Here is a 16,670-nt window from a genome sequence, read left to right on the forward strand (position 1 = left end):
CGAGGCTCCTTTTATGCTTGTCGTAACGGCGGCGGCCTGCGCCGTCAACGATCCTGCCAAAGCGAACGCAATTTCAAGCTCTTAGCGAAGCAACTTGAGCACTCTACCGTCGATTATCGCCAGTCCTGCAGCCAAAATTGCGAAGCCTGCAAGGGCGTTTGGCGGCAGTTCTTCACCCAAAACAACCCAACCAAGGACTATCGCTATGGGCGGCATGAGCAGTGTCACGAGCATCAAGTTGCCGGATCCGGCCATTGCCAGAACGCGGTAGTAGAGGAAGTATGCCAACACCGTTGCCGCAAGCGCATAATAAGCGATTGCTGCCAGTGTTTCGGCGTGCAGGGCAAGGCTGAGCGGCCCCTCAAGCCCCCAAGCCAGAGGCACCATCACAAGTGCCGTAAAGCTGAGCATGCCGGCAGCGGCCACCAGCGGGTGCAAACCGCCCAGAAACTTGCGAGCCCATACGCCAGCAAACGCATAGGAGAGCGTGGCTGTCAAAGCCGCAAGTTGCGCCAGCGAGCGCAGATCAAATTGCAGCAGATTGCTAAGGCCAATGGCTGTGGCCACGCCTGCAAAGCCAATGACAACGCCGATAGTCTTGCGCCAAGTTAGCCGCTCGTCCGCCAGGAACACTGCCGCGACCAACACACCAAATATGGCTGTCGCCGCGTTGATGATCGCAACCAAACCGCTTTCGATGTACAGCTGGCTCCAGTTGAGCAGAGTAAAGGGGATGACATTGTTAAGCAGCCCCATGCCGGCAAACCCGAGCCAGACCCGCGCTGCGCGTGGAACAGGCAAGCCCATGACAAGCACCAGTATCCAGAGCACCAAGGCTGCCCAGAATGCACGGTGCGCAACGGTGCTCAGCACACCGATTTCGTTGAGCGCGATGCGCACTGACAAAAACACAGCGCCCCAGACAAGAGCAAGAAGCAAAAGCTCGGCCCATGCGCGCGGGCTTATTTGTTTTTGTGTGCTCATTTTGCCAACCTTGCGAAACTGACAGCTTTAGGCCACCCGTTTCTTGCGGGTTTCCGTCCAGATGTTGAGATAGTTTCCAGCGAAGATCAGCACCGCGCCGAGAAAGATCGAGGTTTTGATGGGCTCTTCGTAGAACAAGACCCCGATCACAGCAATCAGCGGCAGGCGGGTGAAGTCTATCGGCACGACAACTGTGGCGGGGGCCAGTGAAAGCGCGGTTGTCAGGCAGGTATGTGCCAACAGCCCCGCACAGCCGATCAGCAGTAACCAAGGTGCAGTCGCGGCTGAGGGCAGGGCGATGTCGCCGTCGTATCCGGCGCAGAGAAGGCCGAAGACGACCTGCATAAGCGTAAGGTAAAACAGGATGCAAGTGAGGGTTTCGGTGCGGGTGAGGCGCTTTGTTAGAATGATCGTCAGAGCAAACCCGATCGCCGCCAGAGCCGCCGTTACAATGCCAGCGCTGAGCGGCTCGGCAAAGGGGCGCGCGACGATCAAGATGCCAACGAAGCCCAGCAAGGCTGATAAGGCTCTGATCTTGGTCATCTTTTCGCCCAGCAAGAAGGGCGAGAGCACCAACACCCAGATCGGCGAGGTGAACTCGAGCGCAAACACCTGCGACAGAGGTATTGCGGTGATGGCAAAGAACCACAGGTTTTGCCCCGTGAAATGCGCCAGATTGCGGGCGAAATGCGTGCCAAGGCTGCGCTTGTTCACCTCGCGAATATGGCCAGTTAAACTGGTGACAACCACCAAGATCACGAGCCCGATAAGGCTGCGATAGGTCATGATTTCAAAGGTGTCGAGCTCAAAACTGACAGCCCGCCCCGCAACAGCCATAGCCGTAAACGAGGCAATCGCACCGCTCATCCAGAGGGCCGCGCGCAGGACGAGTGCCTTGTCAGTCATGGCTTTGGCTGGAAAACACAGTCAAATTGCAAGCCTGGGTGTCGCTCATTCCCATTCGATCGTGCCCGGAGGTTTTGAGGTGATGTCATAGGTCACGCGGTTGATGCCTTTGACTTCATTGATGATCCGCGTCGCGGTTTCGCCGAGGAATTCGTGGCTGAACGGGTAGTAATCCGCTGTCATACCGTCAACAGACGTCACCGCGCGCAAGGCGCAGGCGAAGTCATAGGTGCGGCCATCGCCCATCACACCCACGGTGCGCACAGGGAGGATCGCGACGAAGGCCTGCCAGATGTCATCGTAAAGGCCGTGTTTGCGGATCTGGTCGATGTAGACCGCGTCGGCTTTGCGCAGGATCTCAAGCTTCTCGCGGGTGATCTCGCCCGGGCAGCGTATTGCAAGGCCAGGGCCAGGGAAGGGGTGACGACCGATGAAGCTGGCGGGCAAGCCAAGTTCGCGTCCAAGTTCGCGCACCTCGTCCTTGAAGAGCTCGCGCAGCGGCTCGACCAGCTTGAGGCCCATTTTTTCGGGCAGTCCGCCGACATTGTGGTGCGACTTGATCGTCACCGAAGGCCCGCCGGAAAACGAGACGCTTTCGATCACGTCAGGGTAGAGCGTGCCTTGGGCGAGGAACTCGGCTCCGTCGATTTCATTGGCGTATTTCTGGAACACGTCGATGAACAGGCGGCCGATGATCTTGCGTTTGGTTTCCGGGTCAGACTGGCCTTCGAGCTCACCGAGGAACAGCTCGGTTTCGTCGGCATGAATGACCTTGAGGTTCATGTTGTCGCGGAACATGCCGACGACTTCTTCGGCCTCGTTAAGGCGCAGCAGGCCGTGGTCAACAAACACGCAAGTGAGCTGTTCGCCGATGGCCTCGTGCAAGAGCGCTGCGGCGACAGACGAATCGACACCGCCGGAGAGAGCACAGATCACGTTCTTGTCGCCGACTTGCTCGCGGATTTTGCGGATCATCTCTTCGCGGTAGGCACCCATCGTCCAGTCGCCGGCAAAGCCAGCCATGCGCACGAAGTTCTCATACAGTGTGGCGCCGTTGGGCGTGTGGTGCACTTCGGGGTGGAACTGCACGGCGTAGAAGTTGCGGGCGAGATCGGCTGTGATCGCGAAGGGAGCTCCGGGCGATGTGCCGAGCACTTCAAATCCGGGGGCGATTTCGCTGACGTGGTCGCCGTGGCTCATCCAGACCTGCTCTTGGCCTGTTTCGTCCATGAACCAGCCCTTCACAAAGTCGGGGCGGCCCTCAGTTGGCTTTACATAGGCGCGGCCAAACTCGGCTGTGGCGTGTTCACCGGCTTCGACTTTGCCGCCGAGGTCATGCATCATCACTTGCTGGCCGTAGCAGATGCCAAGGATCGGCACGCCAGCTTCGTATGCGGCTTTCGGCGGGCGCGGCGAGCCTTCACGCATCACTGAATCAGGGCCACCAGAGAAGATGATCGCCTTGGGGGCGAACTCGGTCACGAAGGCGTCGGTGACGTTCTGATAGGGGTGAATTTCGCAGTAGACGTTTAGCTCGCGTAGGCGGCGCGCAATAAGCTGCGTAACCTGTGAGCCAAAGTCGATGATAAGAAGGCGGTCATGTGATGTATCTGTCATCTGTCCAGATAGGCAGAAGTTGAGCCAAGCGCAACGGCTATTGCGGCTTGGGTTCGGCTCCTTTTGGCGCTACTTCTTACAAGAACACCAATCGGGAGAGCCTTATGCAGCATATGTTAACCGAATACGGCATGGGCACGTCGCTCAGGCGCGGAGATTATACACAGGCCGCCAAGCGGGCATTGCAAAACGCACTTTGGCACAATTCGATCAATCTGGCCGAGCTGTTTGATCTTCCAAAGGAAGCGATGCGCATTGCCGTTGATGTGGCTGTGCAGCGGCCCGATGCGGTTGATCTTGCGGGGCTTGAGGAGGTGTTTCCATACGGGCAGGTCACGTTCAAGCTTAGCCAAGGCGGGCTTGATATTCCGCGTCCGGAGGGGCATGGCAACCCGACCGTGATCGCCCATGTAAGCTTGAGTGTTTCACTTGATATGGAGCGCGTATCATGAAGCGGTTGATCATCGGAATGGGCATGGGCGTGAGTGCCGTGAGCCTTACAGACGCGGCGCAAAGAGCGGTTGATCAGGCGCTGATGCATGCTTCGCTGGATATTTTGAACACACTTGAGATTGCGCCTGAGGATGTTCGCGTCAATGTCACGATCGGTGTACAGGAGCCTGCTGACGTAACACCCGATGGGGTATCGGTTTCGCTGACGAAAACGCCGGAGATCAAGGTGGTGTTTGGCGGCCAGAAGGGCGCAAACCATATTGCGACGGCGGCGGTTGAGGTCTTTCTTGTTCCGCAATCCGGATGGAAACTGAAGGCTTAGGGCCGTGATCTGCCGTTTTTGGCCAATCGTTGAAGGCGGCTTGGCTATACTTTCAGATGAGCCGGAGAAAATAGATGCCTATCGAAATTGCTGCCCTAAATCTTGTTGTTGCCCTGTTTTGTGGAGCACTTGTCGGCTCTGAGCGACAGGTGAGGCAACGTATGGCCGGCCTGCGCACCAATGCGCTCGTGGCGCTTGGGGCGGCGGGGTTTGTGGTGTTTTCGACGCAGTTTCCTGACGAGCTCAGCCCGACGCGGGTTGCGGCTCAGGTGGTGTCTGGTATCGGGTTTCTTGGCGCAGGCATCATCTTTCGCAACGGTTTTACGGTGCATGGGTTGAACACCGCGGCGACGCTTTGGTGTTCGGCAGCTGTTGGCATTATGGCTGGCGCCGGTTTCTTGCTGCATGGGCTGTTGCTCACGGCATTGATTGTGTTTGTGAACCTCGGGCTGCGGCCTGTGGTCAAGTGGATCAAGAAGAAGACCGGCGCTGCCAGTGCTTTGCACCAGGATTACCGCGTTTGCATCAGCACCGATGATGAAAAGTCCCTGCGCAAACTGGTTGTCAGCAAGTTCAGCGCCACGGGATTCGAGATCAAGTCAATTGAAAGCCAGAACGGGGCGAAAGGACTTTCCGATCTCACTATCGAACTCACAGTTGAAGACCGTGACGACACGTTGCTCAAGGCGGCGATTACCCCGCTTTTAGGCGATGCGCGGGTGATAGGCCTGCGTTGGGAGGCGCTGGACGAGAGCTAAATGCGGCAGATGTCGCTTTTGAGGCTCATTCGCCGCAATCCATGAGCGGGGCCGCGACGGGGCTTGATAAGTGTAAGCATCAAGTATTTCTTTTGCTCTCGGATCGAGGAACCAAACGATGACAGAAGCAACAACAGCCCGCAAACGTGGCCGCGGCGGCGGCGGAGCAGCACGGCGCGCCGAGCGCAGCAGTGTTTCGTTTGACACTGCTAAGTATATTGAGCGCAATATTCCCAATTTCGAGGTGCTCGACGAGGCCGCCTTGCAGGTGATCGAAGCCAACGCCGAACAGGTGCTGGAAGAGATAGGAGTTAACTTTGTTGACAACCCTGCGGCCTTGCAGCGCTGGCGTGATGCCGGAGCCGAGGTGACAGGCGAGCGGGTGCGCATTCCCAAGGGGCTTGCGCGCGAGCTGATCAAAACCGCGCCGAGCGAGTTTACCCAGCATGCCCGCAACCCGGAGCGTAACGTGGTCATTGGTGGCAAGAACCTCGTTCTGGCGCCTGTCTATGGCCCGCCCTTTGTGCGCGACACAGCCGGTGGCCGCCGCTATGCAACGATGGCTGATTTCCAGAAGTTCGTGAAGCTTGGCTACATGAGCAAATGGTTGCATCACTCCGGCGGAACAGTGTGCGAGCCGACCGATATCCCTGTGAACAAGCGCCATCTTGATATGCTGCTGGCGCATATGCAGCTGAGCGACAAACCTTTCATGGGCTCGGTCACCGAGCCAAGCCGCGCTCAGGACAGTGTTGATATGTGCGGCATTCTCTTTGGAAAGGACTTTATCCAAGAGAACACGGTGATGACCTCGCTGATCAACATCAACTCACCAATGACATTTGATGACGTGATGATGGGGGCTTTGGAGGTCTATGCGACCAACAACCAAGCCTGTATCATTTCGCCGTTTATCGTTGGCGGGGCTATGGCGCCGGTCTCGGTTGCTGGCACGTTGACGCAGGTATTGGCCGAGGTTCTGGCGGGCGTGGCTTACTCACAGCTTTGCCGTAAGGGCGCGCCGGTTATCTTCGGCGCGTTTGTAAGTTCGATCGACATGAACTCCGGTGCACCGACCTTTGGCACCCCTGAGGCCAGTCTTGTCACATATGGTGCAGGCCAGCTTGCGCGCCGCCTTGGATTGCCGTTCCGCTCGGCGGGGTCTTTCTGTGGCTCAAAGCTGCCGGATGCGCAGGCAGCTTACGAAACTGCAAACTCGCTTAACATGGGTTTGCTGTCGGGGGTGAACTTTATGCTGCACTCATGCGGCTGGCTCGAAGGCGGGCTTGTTGCTGATTTCGAAAAGTTCGTCATGGATGCCGATCAGCTCGGCACGCTGCACCAGATGGCCAAGGGTGTTGATATCTCGGAAGATGCACAGGCGATGGATGCAATTCGCGAGGTTGGCCCCGGGGGGCACTACCTTGGCTGCGCGCACACGCAGGCCAACTTCAAGACAGCTTTCTGGAAATCGGATTTGTTTGACTACAAGCCGTGTGAAACATGGGAAGACGAGGGCGCGCGCGATACCCGCACACTCGCGGCGACACGGGTTGATACGCTAATTGCACAGTATCAGGCGCCGCCGCTTGATCCCGAGATCAACGCCGCGCTTGAGGCCTTTGTTGCCGAGAAGAAAGCCTCGATGCCAGACGCGTTTATCTAGTCGACTGGACGGTTGATGATTTAGCGGGCGTCCGTAAAGGGCGCCCGTTTTCTTTTTGGAGGCGGGGCGAGATGCTGCTCATTGCGCTGCGATCATATGACCGTAGCCGTCGCGCAGCAGCTGGGACTCTGCCATGATCGCGATCAGAACTTCGATGTGGCGGGCGTAGCTGTAGCCTGTATCGCAAGTGCGGCGCTGTGTGTTCAGGTCATGTTCGACGTCAAGCAGCCGCTCAAGGGCTGGCTGCGTGCGCACGAGCCTGGCATGTCCGAAATCTCCCATAGCGCGACTCAGGTGTGTTTCACGCCGGTACGTTGCGAGCCCAGATCTGGCAGCCTGCACCAGCAACTGCGGTCGATTGAGGGCATCAAGGCGTTTGGTCAGGTTCTGCATGGCTATCTCCGGTTGTTAACTGGGAGTGAAGGTACACAACCTTAGCGGGTGTTGCGCAAAGCGGTCTCACGCCGTGCGCTGCCTTTAGACACGTTTATGATTTGGCAAGAAAAATTACCAATACGTGAAAATTAACCAATGTGTAAGAACACACTTTTAGGTTGTAGGTAAACTTGTGGACAAAGTGAACGGCACTCGAATGAGCCAGATGGAAAGCCAGACAAAAACCGAAACCGCGCAGCAACAGCTTGAAGGCTTAAAGGCCAGTTGGCCGCGTTGGACTCCGGAACCGTTGGTTTCTTATCTTGCGCATATCGAGTTTGGATTGCCGATTAGGGCCATTGGCCGTGCACGCGCCTGCCACGCCTCAACCATTTCACGGCAAGTCAGCCGATGGGAGCACCTCCGAGATGACCCGCTCATTGACGAAGCTCTTAGCGGCTTAGTGAAACCCTGCACAGGGCGTGCTGGCTGCAACAGCCCCCGTGCAAGCGACAAGGACACTCCAATAATGACTATGGTAATGAACAAAGCTGCCGCTTTGCCTGACGATGACACCTTCCAGAGCGAAGCACGCCGTGTTTTGCGCCGTTTGTCCGAGCCGGGGGCGGTGCTGGCTCTGGCCGGTGAGATGGAAAAGGGCGTTGTGGTGCGCGAAACCGCCTCTGAAACCACCACGCGCACGGCCATTGTTGAGCGTTCGCTGGCCCAGGCCCTGGCGCTCAAGGAATGGATACAATGTGCCAGTGAGGGCCGAGTTGCGCGCTACCGTATCACAAACGCAGGCCGTGCGGCGCTTAACCGGCTGCTGGCTGAAGCCGAGAATCGAGCAGGAGGCTTTGCCGAAGCCCCCGCAGGCTTTGAGCCGCAAGCCGGATTTGCGGCTGAAGGGGCCAAGCGCGCGCGTTACTGCGGCGGAGAATCACCGTTGATGTTACTGGCGCGGCGGCGTGAAAAGGACGGCGAACTTTTCCTGCCGCCCGAGCTTGTGGCTGCGGGGGAGAGGTTGCGCGAAGACTTCGAGTTGGCGCAGATAGGTTTGGGCGAAAAGCCGGATTGGGATGGCTTGATCGCGGGGGAAACTACGACAACAAAATCAGCGGACAAGCCCCTGTCTTCGGAGGCCGCTATGGCGCGCGCGGGCGCTGCGTTGGCTGAATTGGGGGTTGGTCTTGGCGACGTCGCACTGCGGTGTTGCTGTCAGCTTGAAGGTGTTGAAACAGCGGAGCGTGCACTTGGCTGGTCGGCGCGTTCGGGCAAGATCGTCTTGCGTATCGCGCTGGCACGGTTGGCGGGCCATTACACTAAGATCGGCAGTAGCCAGATGATCGGATAAAGTGCGTGTTCTGCTGGCGGGCTATGCGCTATACGCAGGCCCGCCACCTTTGATTTGGCGGTTTGCTTTCGCGGCATTTGCGCCTATCTTACGTCGCAAGTAGGCCTACGGCGAAGGAAAGACGACATGCGTGATTTGAACATTCCGGGTGAACGCCACCCCGAGAAGGCCCATAAGCCTGACAATGCCCAACCCCGAAAGCCGAGCTGGATCAGGGTTAAGGCACCACAAGGCGAAGGCTATACGAAAACCAGAAATATCCTGCGCGAAAATAGCCTTAAGACTGTGTGTGAAGAGGCTGCATGCCCCAATGCGGGCGAATGCTGGAGCCAAGGCCACGCGACGATGATGATCATGGGCGAGGTTTGCACGCGGGCCTGCTCGTTTTGTAACATCGCCACGGGCAAGCCTCCGGAAGCGCTGGATGCGTTTGAGCCCGGGCGTGTTGCTGATGCGGTGCAAAAACTGGGCCTGAACCATGTTGTGATCACCTCGGTTGACCGCGATGACGTTGAAGACGGCGGCGCCGAGCACTTCGCACAGACCATTCGCGCCATACGACACCGTGCTCCGAACACCACGATTGAAATCCTGACACCTGATTTTTTGAAGTGCGATCCCAGTGTGTTAGAGATCGTTGTTGATGCAAAACCAGATGTGTTTAATCACAACCTTGAAACAGTTCCCGGGCTTTACCCTGAAGTGCGGGCGGGTGCACGTTACTTTCATAGTTTGCGCCTGCTCCAACGGGTGAAAGAGCTTGATCCGTCGATATTCACCAAGTCCGGCATTATGGTTGGCCTTGGCGAAGACAAGATGGGCGTGCTGCAAGTGATGGATGACATGCGGGCCGCCGACATCGACTTTCTGACTATCGGCCAATACTTGCAACCTACGCCCAAACACCACGCAGTTGACCGGTTTGTCCATCCTGACGAGTTTGCCGCTTATGAAACGGCTGCGTATGGCAAAGGCTTTCACATGGTTTCGGCGACACCACTGACGCGATCAAGCTATCATGCTGGTGACGACTTTGAACGCTTGCGGGCGGCGCGTGAGAAAAAGCTCGGAACGGCCTAAGCGTGCGAATAATAGAAGATCTGTTGCGCGCCTTTGGTGTTTCTTTGATCATGCTGGCTTTTGTCCACGCTGCAATAACGATTGCTGCTGTGGTTTGCCCGCCAGATATCAGTTTACAACTGCTAGTAGTGCTGCCGTTGATCGCGGTGAGCAGCTATTTCGCATTGCCTTGGCTGGTGTGTCGGCCGTTTGAGGAAACCAAACAGTTCAAGCCGCGTGTGGCGGTGATGGGGGCAGTGGGGTTTCCGCTACTAAGCCTTGGCGGCTTGGCAATGATCATGCTCGGCTTGTTTACTCCCGGCGAAGGTTTGTTTTTGCTTTTTGGAGTGACTTTCTGGGGCGCACTTATGGCGGTGCGCTATGTGCGCCTTCGGCGGTTGTTGCCTTAGCCATTGGTGAACTTGCGGACAGCAAACCGCGCCAGTGGGGGCACATGGTTGAGCACGCGCATAGCAGATTTGACCGCGAAGCGCTTTAGCGGCGCTTGTGACTGGATCATCCTGCGGCCTCCTTCTGATAAAGCCAGCACCTGTGCGCCCTCGGCATGGCGTGTTGCAGTATACCCTTCGGTTTCACCGGCCGCGATGCGCGCTGCCAGATCGGCCGCGTCGGCGATGCCAAGGTTCATGCCGCGCCCGCCAACTGGCGAGTGACAATGCGCAGCATCACCGGCAAGAAACACACGGCCTTTCTGATAGCGTGCAACCTGTCGCACTGAAATGTTGAAGGTGCCAGACCGAATGATTTCGAGCACATTCATCGGCACTGGAAGGGCTTTGAGCGCGTCGGGGGTTGAAGAGATTACTCTAAAGCGTCCGGCTTCAAGCGGAACGACAACGGCGACATTGCCATGCTCAAGAAGGAAGGCTTGAAAATGCTGAGGATTTTGCCAGCTATCGCAACGAACATCGGCGATTGACCATTGTTTATCAAGCTCATACCCGTCAAAGCTCATGTCGATTTCTTGCCGAACTTTGCTAAACACGCCGTCAGCACCGATAAGATAGTCAAACCGCTTATGCGCGCCGTTGACCGTTGCGACAACCGAACTCGCATCTTGCATGAGTGTTTCAAACCGCGCGCCATACTGCACGTCGACGCCCAGCGCGTTGAGCGCCGCCACGATGTGGCTTTCTGTGCGATCTTGTGCGAGGCCCCAAAGCTGAGAGCCTTTGTCAAAATTGAGTGGTAACTTGGCAAGCGGACGAGCCTGATCGTGAAAGATCAGCCCTTTGAAGGAGATCGCTTCAGCAAGGATACTGTCGGCCACACCACTCGGTTTGAAGATTTCAAGCGAGTGTGCCTGAAGGCCCACGGCACGGCTGAGCTTTGAAGGGCCAGGGCGCTTTTCAAAGATGCTGACATCAACACCGAGGCGCTTGAGCTCGAGGGCAGCTGTCAGGCCTGTCGGGCCGGCTCCGATGATTGCTACATGTGGCACAAGTTACTTTTCTGAAAGGGATTTGAGGTAGGCTGCAATTGCCTCGCGGTCTTCTGAGGTAAGCTTGCTCATGTTCTCAACGACGTTGACCATATGGCCTCCGGCGCTATCAAACTCCGGTGTGAAGCCGCTTTCAAGATAATAGGCAATGTCTTTGGCGCTCCAATCCAGTGCATTGACCGCAGGCACACGGCCCTTGCCGGAAGGGTCAGGCGCGCCTGTGAGCCACTGATCGTAGAGCAAGCCGCCAACCGCGTTCCGCGGTGTGTGACATTCGGCGCAATGGCCGAGTGCTTCGATGAGGTAACGGCCGCGTTGCAATTGCTGGTCGTCAAGCGGCACCGAGACAATCCAGTAGTCGTTGATGAAGATGCGCTTCCAGAGACCAAGGCCGCGGCGGATGTTGAAGGGAAAGCTGACATCATGCGCAGCGTTGGCTTGCGACGATGGCGGCAAAGTTTGCAGATATGCGTGCAGGTTCGCCACATCCTGCAAACCGGCGGGGCGCAGTTTCATGCGCACATAAGAGGCATAGGGAAAGGCAGGGTAGTAATGCTGGCCCTTGGGCGAGCTTCCGTAAAGCATTGCATTGCCGAGGTCATGCGTGCTCCAGCCACCGATGCCCTCGGGAGAGGGTGAAATGTTGGGCGCTATGAACGTGCCGAAGGGCGAGGGGAAACGCTGACCGCCTGAAAGAACGAGCTTGTCTTCTTCGTCCTTTGCGTCTGGCGCAGAGTGACAGGAGGCGCAGCCCGCAGCCCAGAAGACTTGCTCGCCAGCGCTCGGGTCGCCAATCAAATCGGCAAAGGCGTTGTCGGGCAGGGTTTGGGGGCGTGTCAGCAGCCAGAACGCAGCGAAGCCAAGCGCCGTGAAGACAAGTATCCGGATTGACCATTTACGCATAAGCTTCTCCTGTTATGTCTTAGGATACAGAGGAATAGTTCTGCAACAAGCCGCTTCGGCGGCTTATGGCTTGAGGTTGAAACGCGGCGGCTTTTCGAGCGTCAGCGCCTCGGGCCAACCGATGAAACGCTCTACAGCGGCGATCGACAAACATAGCACCAAGACCACAAACACAAGCTTGACGCGGCTTTTTGAAGGCGGGCGACGGGCCCATTTGGCCATACGCAGCCAGTGCCAGGGATTCATTGGTCGTCAGTAAAGCGAACCTTGCCGATAAAGGGTAGGTTCCGGTTACGTTGTGCAAAATCGATTCCGTAGCCGACGACAAACTCATCAGGGATTTCAAAGCCGATCCAGTCGGCCCTAACGCCGGTTTCGCGGCGGCTTGGTTTGTCGAGCAGGGCAATCGTGCGCAGCTTGCGGGGTTTGCGGCTTTCTAGCAGGTTAATGACGTGATCAAGCGTGTAGCCAGTGTCAACGATATCTTCGACCACCAGCACATCACGGCCTTCGATCTGCCCGCGAATATCTTTGAGGATGCGCACTTCACGGCTGCTTTCCATGCCGTCGCCGTATGAGGACGCCTCGAGAAAGTCGACCTCAACCCCGATATCAAGTTCTCGCACAATGTCGGCGATAAAGACAAACGATCCGCGCAAAAGGCCGACCACCACGATCTTGTCGGTGTCTGAAAACTCGGCTTCGATCTCGCGGCTTAGCTCTTCGATGCGTGCGGCGATAGTCTTCGCCGAGATCATCACATCAATTTCATATGGACGGTGCGGCATGCTTACCCCTTGATTTATCTCGCCTAGCATACGAAAGGATGACGCACTCGCAACGCAAAAAGACCGAACCTATGCCAAACCACGCCGAAACCAGAACCTTGCCTTATAGCCCCGAGCAAATGTTTGCCTTGGTTGCTGACGTGGCGCGCTACCCCGAGTTTCTGCCGTGGTGTGCCGCGGCGCGGGTGCGCTCGGTGTCTGAGGTTGAGGGCGGTGAAGAAATGCTGGCTGATCTGGTGATCGGGTTCAAGTTGTTTCGCGAGCGCTTTGGTAGCCGTGTCGGCTTGTTTGAGAAACAAGGGTTGATCGAGACAGAATACCTCGACGGGCCGTTCAAATACCTGCGCTCCAACTGGCGGTTTGCAGAAAGCGAAGGCGGGTGTGAGGTCGCATTCGATGTTGACTTCGAGTTTAGAAACATTGTTTTGCAAAAGGCGGCTGGCCTGTTCTTTTTTGAAGCGATGCAGCGGATTGTGAAGGCTTTTGAAGCGCGCGCTGACACGCTTTACGGGGCAGAGCGCGGGTCGTCACAAGGGCAAGCATAAAAGTAAAGCGGGCGCCTGGCAGACGCCCGCTATCAGCCTAGGAGCTGTGATCGTAAGCGCGTTCGCCGTGCACCGACAGGTCAAGGCCGTTGACTTCGCTTTCATGGTCAACCCGCAAAGGTGTGACAAGAGCACAGAGCTTGACCAATGCATAGCTCACCACAATGGTGAAGAGACCGACAATCGCCAGCCCGCCGAGTTGTGCGGCCCAGGTTCCGGCGCCAAACACAGCGATCATGATGGTTCCGAAGATACCGCCAACACCGTGAACCGCGAAAACATCAAGGGTATCGTCGATCTTTAGTCTGTTGCGAATGAGCAGAACCGCTTCCTGACAGAGGACGCCTGCAACGCCACCGATCAGCAGCGCCTCAATCGGGCCAACAAAGCCGGAGGCGGGGGTGATCGAAGCGAGGCCGGCGATCGTGCCGGTGACGACGCCAACGAGCGAAGCTTTGCCGTATTTCAGCTTTTCCCAGAGCGCCCATGTGAGAGAGGCCGTGGCTGCCGAGATATGCGTTACTGTTAAAGCCATTGCCGCGCCGCCGTCAGCGGCAAGCTGACTGCCGCCATTGAAACCGAACCAGCCGACCCAGAGCATCGCGGCACCGATAAAGACATAACCGGGGTTGTGCGGCGGTGTGGTTTTGTTGCGGCGTGCGCCCAGTGCCACCGCGATAACCAAAGCGGCAATGCCTGCAGTTTCGTGAACAACGATACCTCCGGCAAAGTCCCGCACGCCGGTTTCGCCGAAAATGCCGCCATCCGCCAGAAAGCCTCCGCCCCAGATCCAGTGAACGACCGGCGCATAGCAGAGCAGCATCCAGAGGCCTGAGAACAACAGCACAAAGCCAAAGCCGATGCGCTCGACATAAGCGCCGACAATGAGCGCGGGGGTTATGATTGCGAAGGTCATCTGAAAGGCGAAGAACAGGATTTCTGGAAGGTTTGATGCAATGTCGGAGGGGGTTTCGGGGGTGATGTCGAACAAGAACATTTTGCCCAGTCCTCCCCAGTAGCCTGTCTCTCCGCTGCCGAAGGCGATCGAGTAACCAAATGCCAACCACAGAACGCTCATCAAGCAGGCAATCGCATAGACATGCATAAACACGCTGAGCACGTTGCGCGCCCTCACAAGCCCGCCGTAAAACAGCGCGAGGCCGGGCAGAGACATGAACAGCACCAGGGCTGTGGCGACTATAATCCAAGCGGTATCCGCTGCGTTCATCTGATCTTCCCTCGTGACGAATTTCTGTTAGCCACGCTCTAAGCGGAATGCCTCCGCTCAAAAAAGAGCCACGCGCGCTCAATGTTCAGGCAAATTGCAAAGCGCCTGTTTTTTGGGCTGAATTTGAGGGGTGTGCCGTTTAAGTGGGCGCTATGGGGACGCAGCTAAGCGCAGCAACTCTAATGCGTGCGCGCAGCTTGCAGCACGCACTTCGGCGCGGCCAAGGGGGCCGAACTCGACTGTCTCTGTGGTTGTTACGCGGTTTTCCCGAGCCACTGCAAAGCAGACCCTCCCCTCGGGTTTGTGCTCGGAAGGGCCGGGGCCAGCGATGCCCGTGACAGAAACCGAGAGCGTGGCGTGAGAGTGTTGAAGCGCACCTGTGGCCATTTCGCGGGCGGTTTCTTCAGAGACTGCGCCATATGTCGCCAAGGTTTTGGCACGCACGCCGAGCATCTGCATCTTGGCGTCGTTAGAGTAGGTGACGAACCCCCGTTCAAACACATCGGAGCTTCCGGCGACGCCAGTCAGCGCGGCTGACACCATACCACCGGTGCAGCTTTCTGCTGTTGCTATCTTGAGGCCTGTTTTACGCGCAGCCTTCAGGACAGCCTCGGCGCTCATGCGATAAGGCCGTGGTAAACATAAGCCAGGATGCCAACTGTGATCGCAGCAGCGATGCCGGCCAGAATATCGTCGAGCATCACGCCGAGGGCGTCACCACGGGCGTCGGCGGTGCCGATGGGGCCGGGTTTGAGGATGTCAAAGAAACGAAAGCCAAAGAAGGCAACAAGCCAACCGGGCCACATGACCAATGGGTCAACCCCTGCATGCGTCGCGCCGATGAGCACTGGCAATAATGCGATCCACTGGCCAGCAACCTCGTCGAGCACAACTTCTGACGGGTCGTGGTCGTCCTGACCTTCGATCATAACCGCTGTTGCCCACCAGCCGACAAAAAAAGCCAGCACTGCGCCGATTGCGACCAAGTAGGGCCCACCGAGCAAGTAAAGCCCATAGGCGACAGGCAAAGCCGCTGCGGAACCCCATGTGCCCGAGAAGGGCCGCATGTAACCGACATAAAAGAATGTGCCTGCAATTTGGGCGAGTTGTTTCATGGTTTCACCAATGTTGCTGTAGCGAGCGCGGCGATGCCTTCTTCGCGGCCTGTAAAGCCGAGACGCTCGCTTGTGGTTGCTTTGATAGAAATACGGTCAGGTGCAAGGGCCATGATGCGCGACATTTCTGACTGCATTGCAGCGGCGTGGGGGCCGATCTTGGGTTGCTCGCAGATCAGCGTGCAGTCAATGTTCGTTATAGTATAGCCGCGCTCAAGGGCCAATTCGCAGGCGTGCTTGAGGAAGATATCGCTTGCAGCGCCTTTCCATTGTGCGTCAGACGGCGGGAAGTGGCGGCCAATGTCGCCCTCTGCCAACGCGCCATAGATCGCATCGGTGACGGCGTGCATGCCAACGTCGGCGTCAGAATGACCGAGAAGCGCTTTGGTATGTGGCACGGTGACGCCACAAAGAATGACAGCGTTGCCCGTGGTGAAGGCGTGCACGTCAAAGCCGTTGCCAAGTCTGATGTCCATTTGCACTCCTGATTGTGCCCTTAGTATCCGTTCGGCCCTTGCAAAGTCATCGGGTGTGGTGACTTTCAGGTTGTCTTCATGGCCTTCCACGATAGCAACCGCAAGCCCTGCGGCGCGCGCGACGGCGACATCGTCGGCGGCTGTGTTATCGGCGTTTTTATGTGCTGCGGCGATCTTGACGAGGTCAAAACCCTGCGGAGTTTGGGCGCGATACAGGTTTTCACGGCTTTGGGTGCCTGCGACTTCACCTGCTTCACCAAGCCAGAGCGCATCGCTGACGGGCAGGGCGGGTGCCGCGGCGTCATGGGTTTGCAAGCCTGCGACAACTGCGTCGATGATCTCGGTTGACAGGCATGCCCGCGCACCGTCGTGAATAAGCACATGGGTGAAGCTGCGCCCTTCCAGGGCTACGAGCCCTGCTTTGACAGAGGCCGCGCGTGTTGCGCCGCCAAGAACTGCTTCAACACCATCAGGGACTTGCGATGCATCATCAGGGTGAACGACAGCAATGACCGTATCAACGGCGGGATGGCTTGCGAGGGCCTGATAAGACCAGTCAAACACGCGCCGGCCCGCAAGCGCTTGCCATTGTTTGGGCAAGGTTCCACCGGCGCGGGTGCCACGGCCAGCGGCGACAAGAATAGCGGCGAGTTTCATGC

The 16,670-nt window shown here is 57.4% G+C and carries 20 protein-coding genes; 8 read left to right on the forward strand and 12 right to left on the reverse strand.

Going from position 1 to position 16,670, the window contains the following annotated elements:
* Positions 1 to 81: 81 nt before the first annotated feature.
* From KO498_RS10725 to guaA, 3 genes are read right to left on the reverse strand one after another with little or no spacing between them, the layout of a single operon-like run.
* Entirely contained in the window at positions 82 to 984 is a 903-nt protein-coding gene (locus tag KO498_RS10725; protein ID WP_215959891.1) for a DMT family transporter, read from the reverse strand.
* Between the two features lie 27 nt (positions 985 to 1,011).
* On the reverse strand, positions 1,012 to 1,890 hold the full coding sequence (locus KO498_RS10730; RefSeq protein WP_252731386.1) for a DMT family transporter: 879 nt from the start codon (positions 1,888 to 1,890) through the stop codon (positions 1,012 to 1,014).
* Positions 1,891 to 1,935: 45 nt separating this feature from the next.
* Entirely contained in the window at positions 1,936 to 3,507 is a 1,572-nt protein-coding gene (guaA, locus tag KO498_RS10735; protein ID WP_215959892.1) for a glutamine-hydrolyzing GMP synthase, read from the reverse strand.
* A 104-nt stretch (positions 3,508 to 3,611) separates the two neighbouring features.
* Here guaA and KO498_RS10740 point away from each other — a divergent pair, with 104 nt between their 5' ends.
* From KO498_RS10740 to KO498_RS10755, 4 genes are all read left to right on the forward strand, one after another.
* Positions 3,612 to 3,959 carry a Lin0512 family protein gene (locus KO498_RS10740; RefSeq protein ID WP_215959893.1) on the forward strand — a complete coding sequence of 116 codons (348 nt, stop codon included), beginning with the start codon at positions 3,612 to 3,614 and terminating at the stop codon, positions 3,957 to 3,959.
* Positions 3,956 to 4,282: a Lin0512 family protein gene (locus KO498_RS10745; protein ID WP_215959894.1), complete on the forward strand. Its 327-nt coding sequence runs from the start codon at positions 3,956 to 3,958 to the stop codon at positions 4,280 to 4,282. Before KO498_RS10740 ends, KO498_RS10745 begins: the two co-directional genes overlap by 4 nt.
* Before the next feature lie 74 nt (positions 4,283 to 4,356).
* Entirely contained in the window at positions 4,357 to 5,040 is a 684-nt protein-coding gene (locus KO498_RS10750; protein WP_215959895.1) for an MgtC/SapB family protein, read from the forward strand.
* Positions 5,041 to 5,158: 118 nt separating this feature from the next.
* A complete protein-coding gene (locus tag KO498_RS10755; RefSeq protein WP_215959896.1) occupies positions 5,159 to 6,706 on the forward strand; it encodes a trimethylamine methyltransferase family protein in 1,548 nt (515 codons plus the stop codon).
* 78 nt (positions 6,707 to 6,784) lie between these two features.
* On the opposite strand, the gene KO498_RS10760 is transcribed toward KO498_RS10755, so the two are convergent.
* Entirely contained in the window at positions 6,785 to 7,099 is a 315-nt protein-coding gene (locus tag KO498_RS10760) for a DUF6477 family protein (protein ID WP_215959897.1), read from the reverse strand.
* Positions 7,100 to 7,274: 175 nt separating this feature from the next.
* Here KO498_RS10760 and KO498_RS10765 point away from each other — a divergent pair, with 175 nt between their 5' ends.
* The 3 genes from KO498_RS10765 (at position 7,275) to KO498_RS10775 (ending at position 9,904) form a co-directional block, all read left to right on the forward strand.
* Positions 7,275 to 8,435, forward strand: a complete 1,161-nt coding sequence (locus KO498_RS10765; RefSeq protein WP_354667655.1) for a DUF6456 domain-containing protein — start codon at positions 7,275 to 7,277, stop codon at positions 8,433 to 8,435.
* Between the two features lie 126 nt (positions 8,436 to 8,561).
* Complete coding sequence (gene lipA / locus KO498_RS10770; RefSeq protein WP_215959898.1) at positions 8,562 to 9,515, forward strand: lipoyl synthase; 954 nt, start codon at positions 8,562 to 8,564, stop codon at positions 9,513 to 9,515.
* 2 nt (positions 9,516 to 9,517) lie between these two features.
* Positions 9,518 to 9,904 carry a hypothetical protein gene (locus KO498_RS10775; RefSeq protein WP_215959899.1) on the forward strand — a complete coding sequence of 129 codons (387 nt, stop codon included), beginning with the start codon at positions 9,518 to 9,520 and terminating at the stop codon, positions 9,902 to 9,904.
* Here the strand turns inward: KO498_RS10775 and KO498_RS10780 are convergent.
* The 4 genes from KO498_RS10780 to hpt form a co-directional block, all read right to left on the reverse strand.
* Positions 9,901 to 10,956 (reverse strand): FAD-dependent oxidoreductase, encoded by a 1,056-nt coding sequence (locus KO498_RS10780; protein WP_215959900.1) that lies wholly within the window; start codon positions 10,954 to 10,956, stop codon positions 9,901 to 9,903. The genes KO498_RS10775 and KO498_RS10780 overlap by 4 nt on opposite strands.
* Before the next feature lie 3 nt (positions 10,957 to 10,959).
* Positions 10,960 to 11,859 (reverse strand): c-type cytochrome, encoded by a 900-nt coding sequence (locus KO498_RS10785; RefSeq protein WP_215959901.1) that lies wholly within the window; start codon positions 11,857 to 11,859, stop codon positions 10,960 to 10,962.
* A gap of 63 nt (positions 11,860 to 11,922) precedes the next feature.
* On the reverse strand, positions 11,923 to 12,105 hold the full coding sequence (locus KO498_RS10790; RefSeq protein ID WP_215959902.1) for a hypothetical protein: 183 nt from the start codon (positions 12,103 to 12,105) through the stop codon (positions 11,923 to 11,925).
* On the reverse strand, positions 12,102 to 12,647 hold the full coding sequence (gene hpt / locus KO498_RS10795) for a hypoxanthine phosphoribosyltransferase (RefSeq protein ID WP_215959903.1): 546 nt from the start codon (positions 12,645 to 12,647) through the stop codon (positions 12,102 to 12,104). The genes KO498_RS10790 and hpt overlap by 4 nt, the downstream gene beginning before the upstream one ends.
* A gap of 71 nt (positions 12,648 to 12,718) precedes the next feature.
* Here hpt and KO498_RS10800 point away from each other — a divergent pair, with 71 nt between their 5' ends.
* Positions 12,719 to 13,192 carry a type II toxin-antitoxin system RatA family toxin gene (locus KO498_RS10800; RefSeq protein WP_215959904.1) on the forward strand — a complete coding sequence of 158 codons (474 nt, stop codon included), beginning with the start codon at positions 12,719 to 12,721 and terminating at the stop codon, positions 13,190 to 13,192.
* Between the two features lie 37 nt (positions 13,193 to 13,229).
* On the opposite strand, the gene KO498_RS10805 is transcribed toward KO498_RS10800, so the two are convergent.
* The 4 genes from KO498_RS10805 to KO498_RS10820 form a co-directional block, all read right to left on the reverse strand.
* Positions 13,230 to 14,420 carry an ammonium transporter gene (locus KO498_RS10805; RefSeq protein WP_215959905.1) on the reverse strand — a complete coding sequence of 397 codons (1,191 nt, stop codon included), beginning with the start codon at positions 14,418 to 14,420 and terminating at the stop codon, positions 13,230 to 13,232.
* A gap of 150 nt (positions 14,421 to 14,570) precedes the next feature.
* The gene (locus KO498_RS10810) at positions 14,571 to 15,041 is read right to left on the reverse strand and encodes a CinA family protein (protein WP_215959906.1); all 471 of its coding nucleotides are present in this window, start codon (positions 15,039 to 15,041) and stop codon (positions 14,571 to 14,573) included.
* Positions 15,038 to 15,535, reverse strand: coding sequence for a phosphatidylglycerophosphatase A family protein (locus KO498_RS10815; protein WP_215959907.1), 498 nt, complete (start codon positions 15,533 to 15,535; stop codon positions 15,038 to 15,040). Before KO498_RS10815 ends, KO498_RS10810 begins: the two co-directional genes overlap by 4 nt.
* On the reverse strand, positions 15,532 to 16,668 hold the full coding sequence (locus tag KO498_RS10820) for a bifunctional 2-C-methyl-D-erythritol 4-phosphate cytidylyltransferase/2-C-methyl-D-erythritol 2,4-cyclodiphosphate synthase (RefSeq protein ID WP_215959908.1): 1,137 nt from the start codon (positions 16,666 to 16,668) through the stop codon (positions 15,532 to 15,534). The genes KO498_RS10815 and KO498_RS10820 overlap by 4 nt, the downstream gene beginning before the upstream one ends.
* Between the last annotated feature and the right edge of the window lie 2 nt (positions 16,669 to 16,670).

Source organism: Lentibacter algarum (genome assembly GCF_018860975.1).
In the GTDB taxonomy this organism is placed as follows: domain Bacteria; phylum Pseudomonadota; class Alphaproteobacteria; order Rhodobacterales; family Rhodobacteraceae; genus Lentibacter; species Lentibacter algarum_A.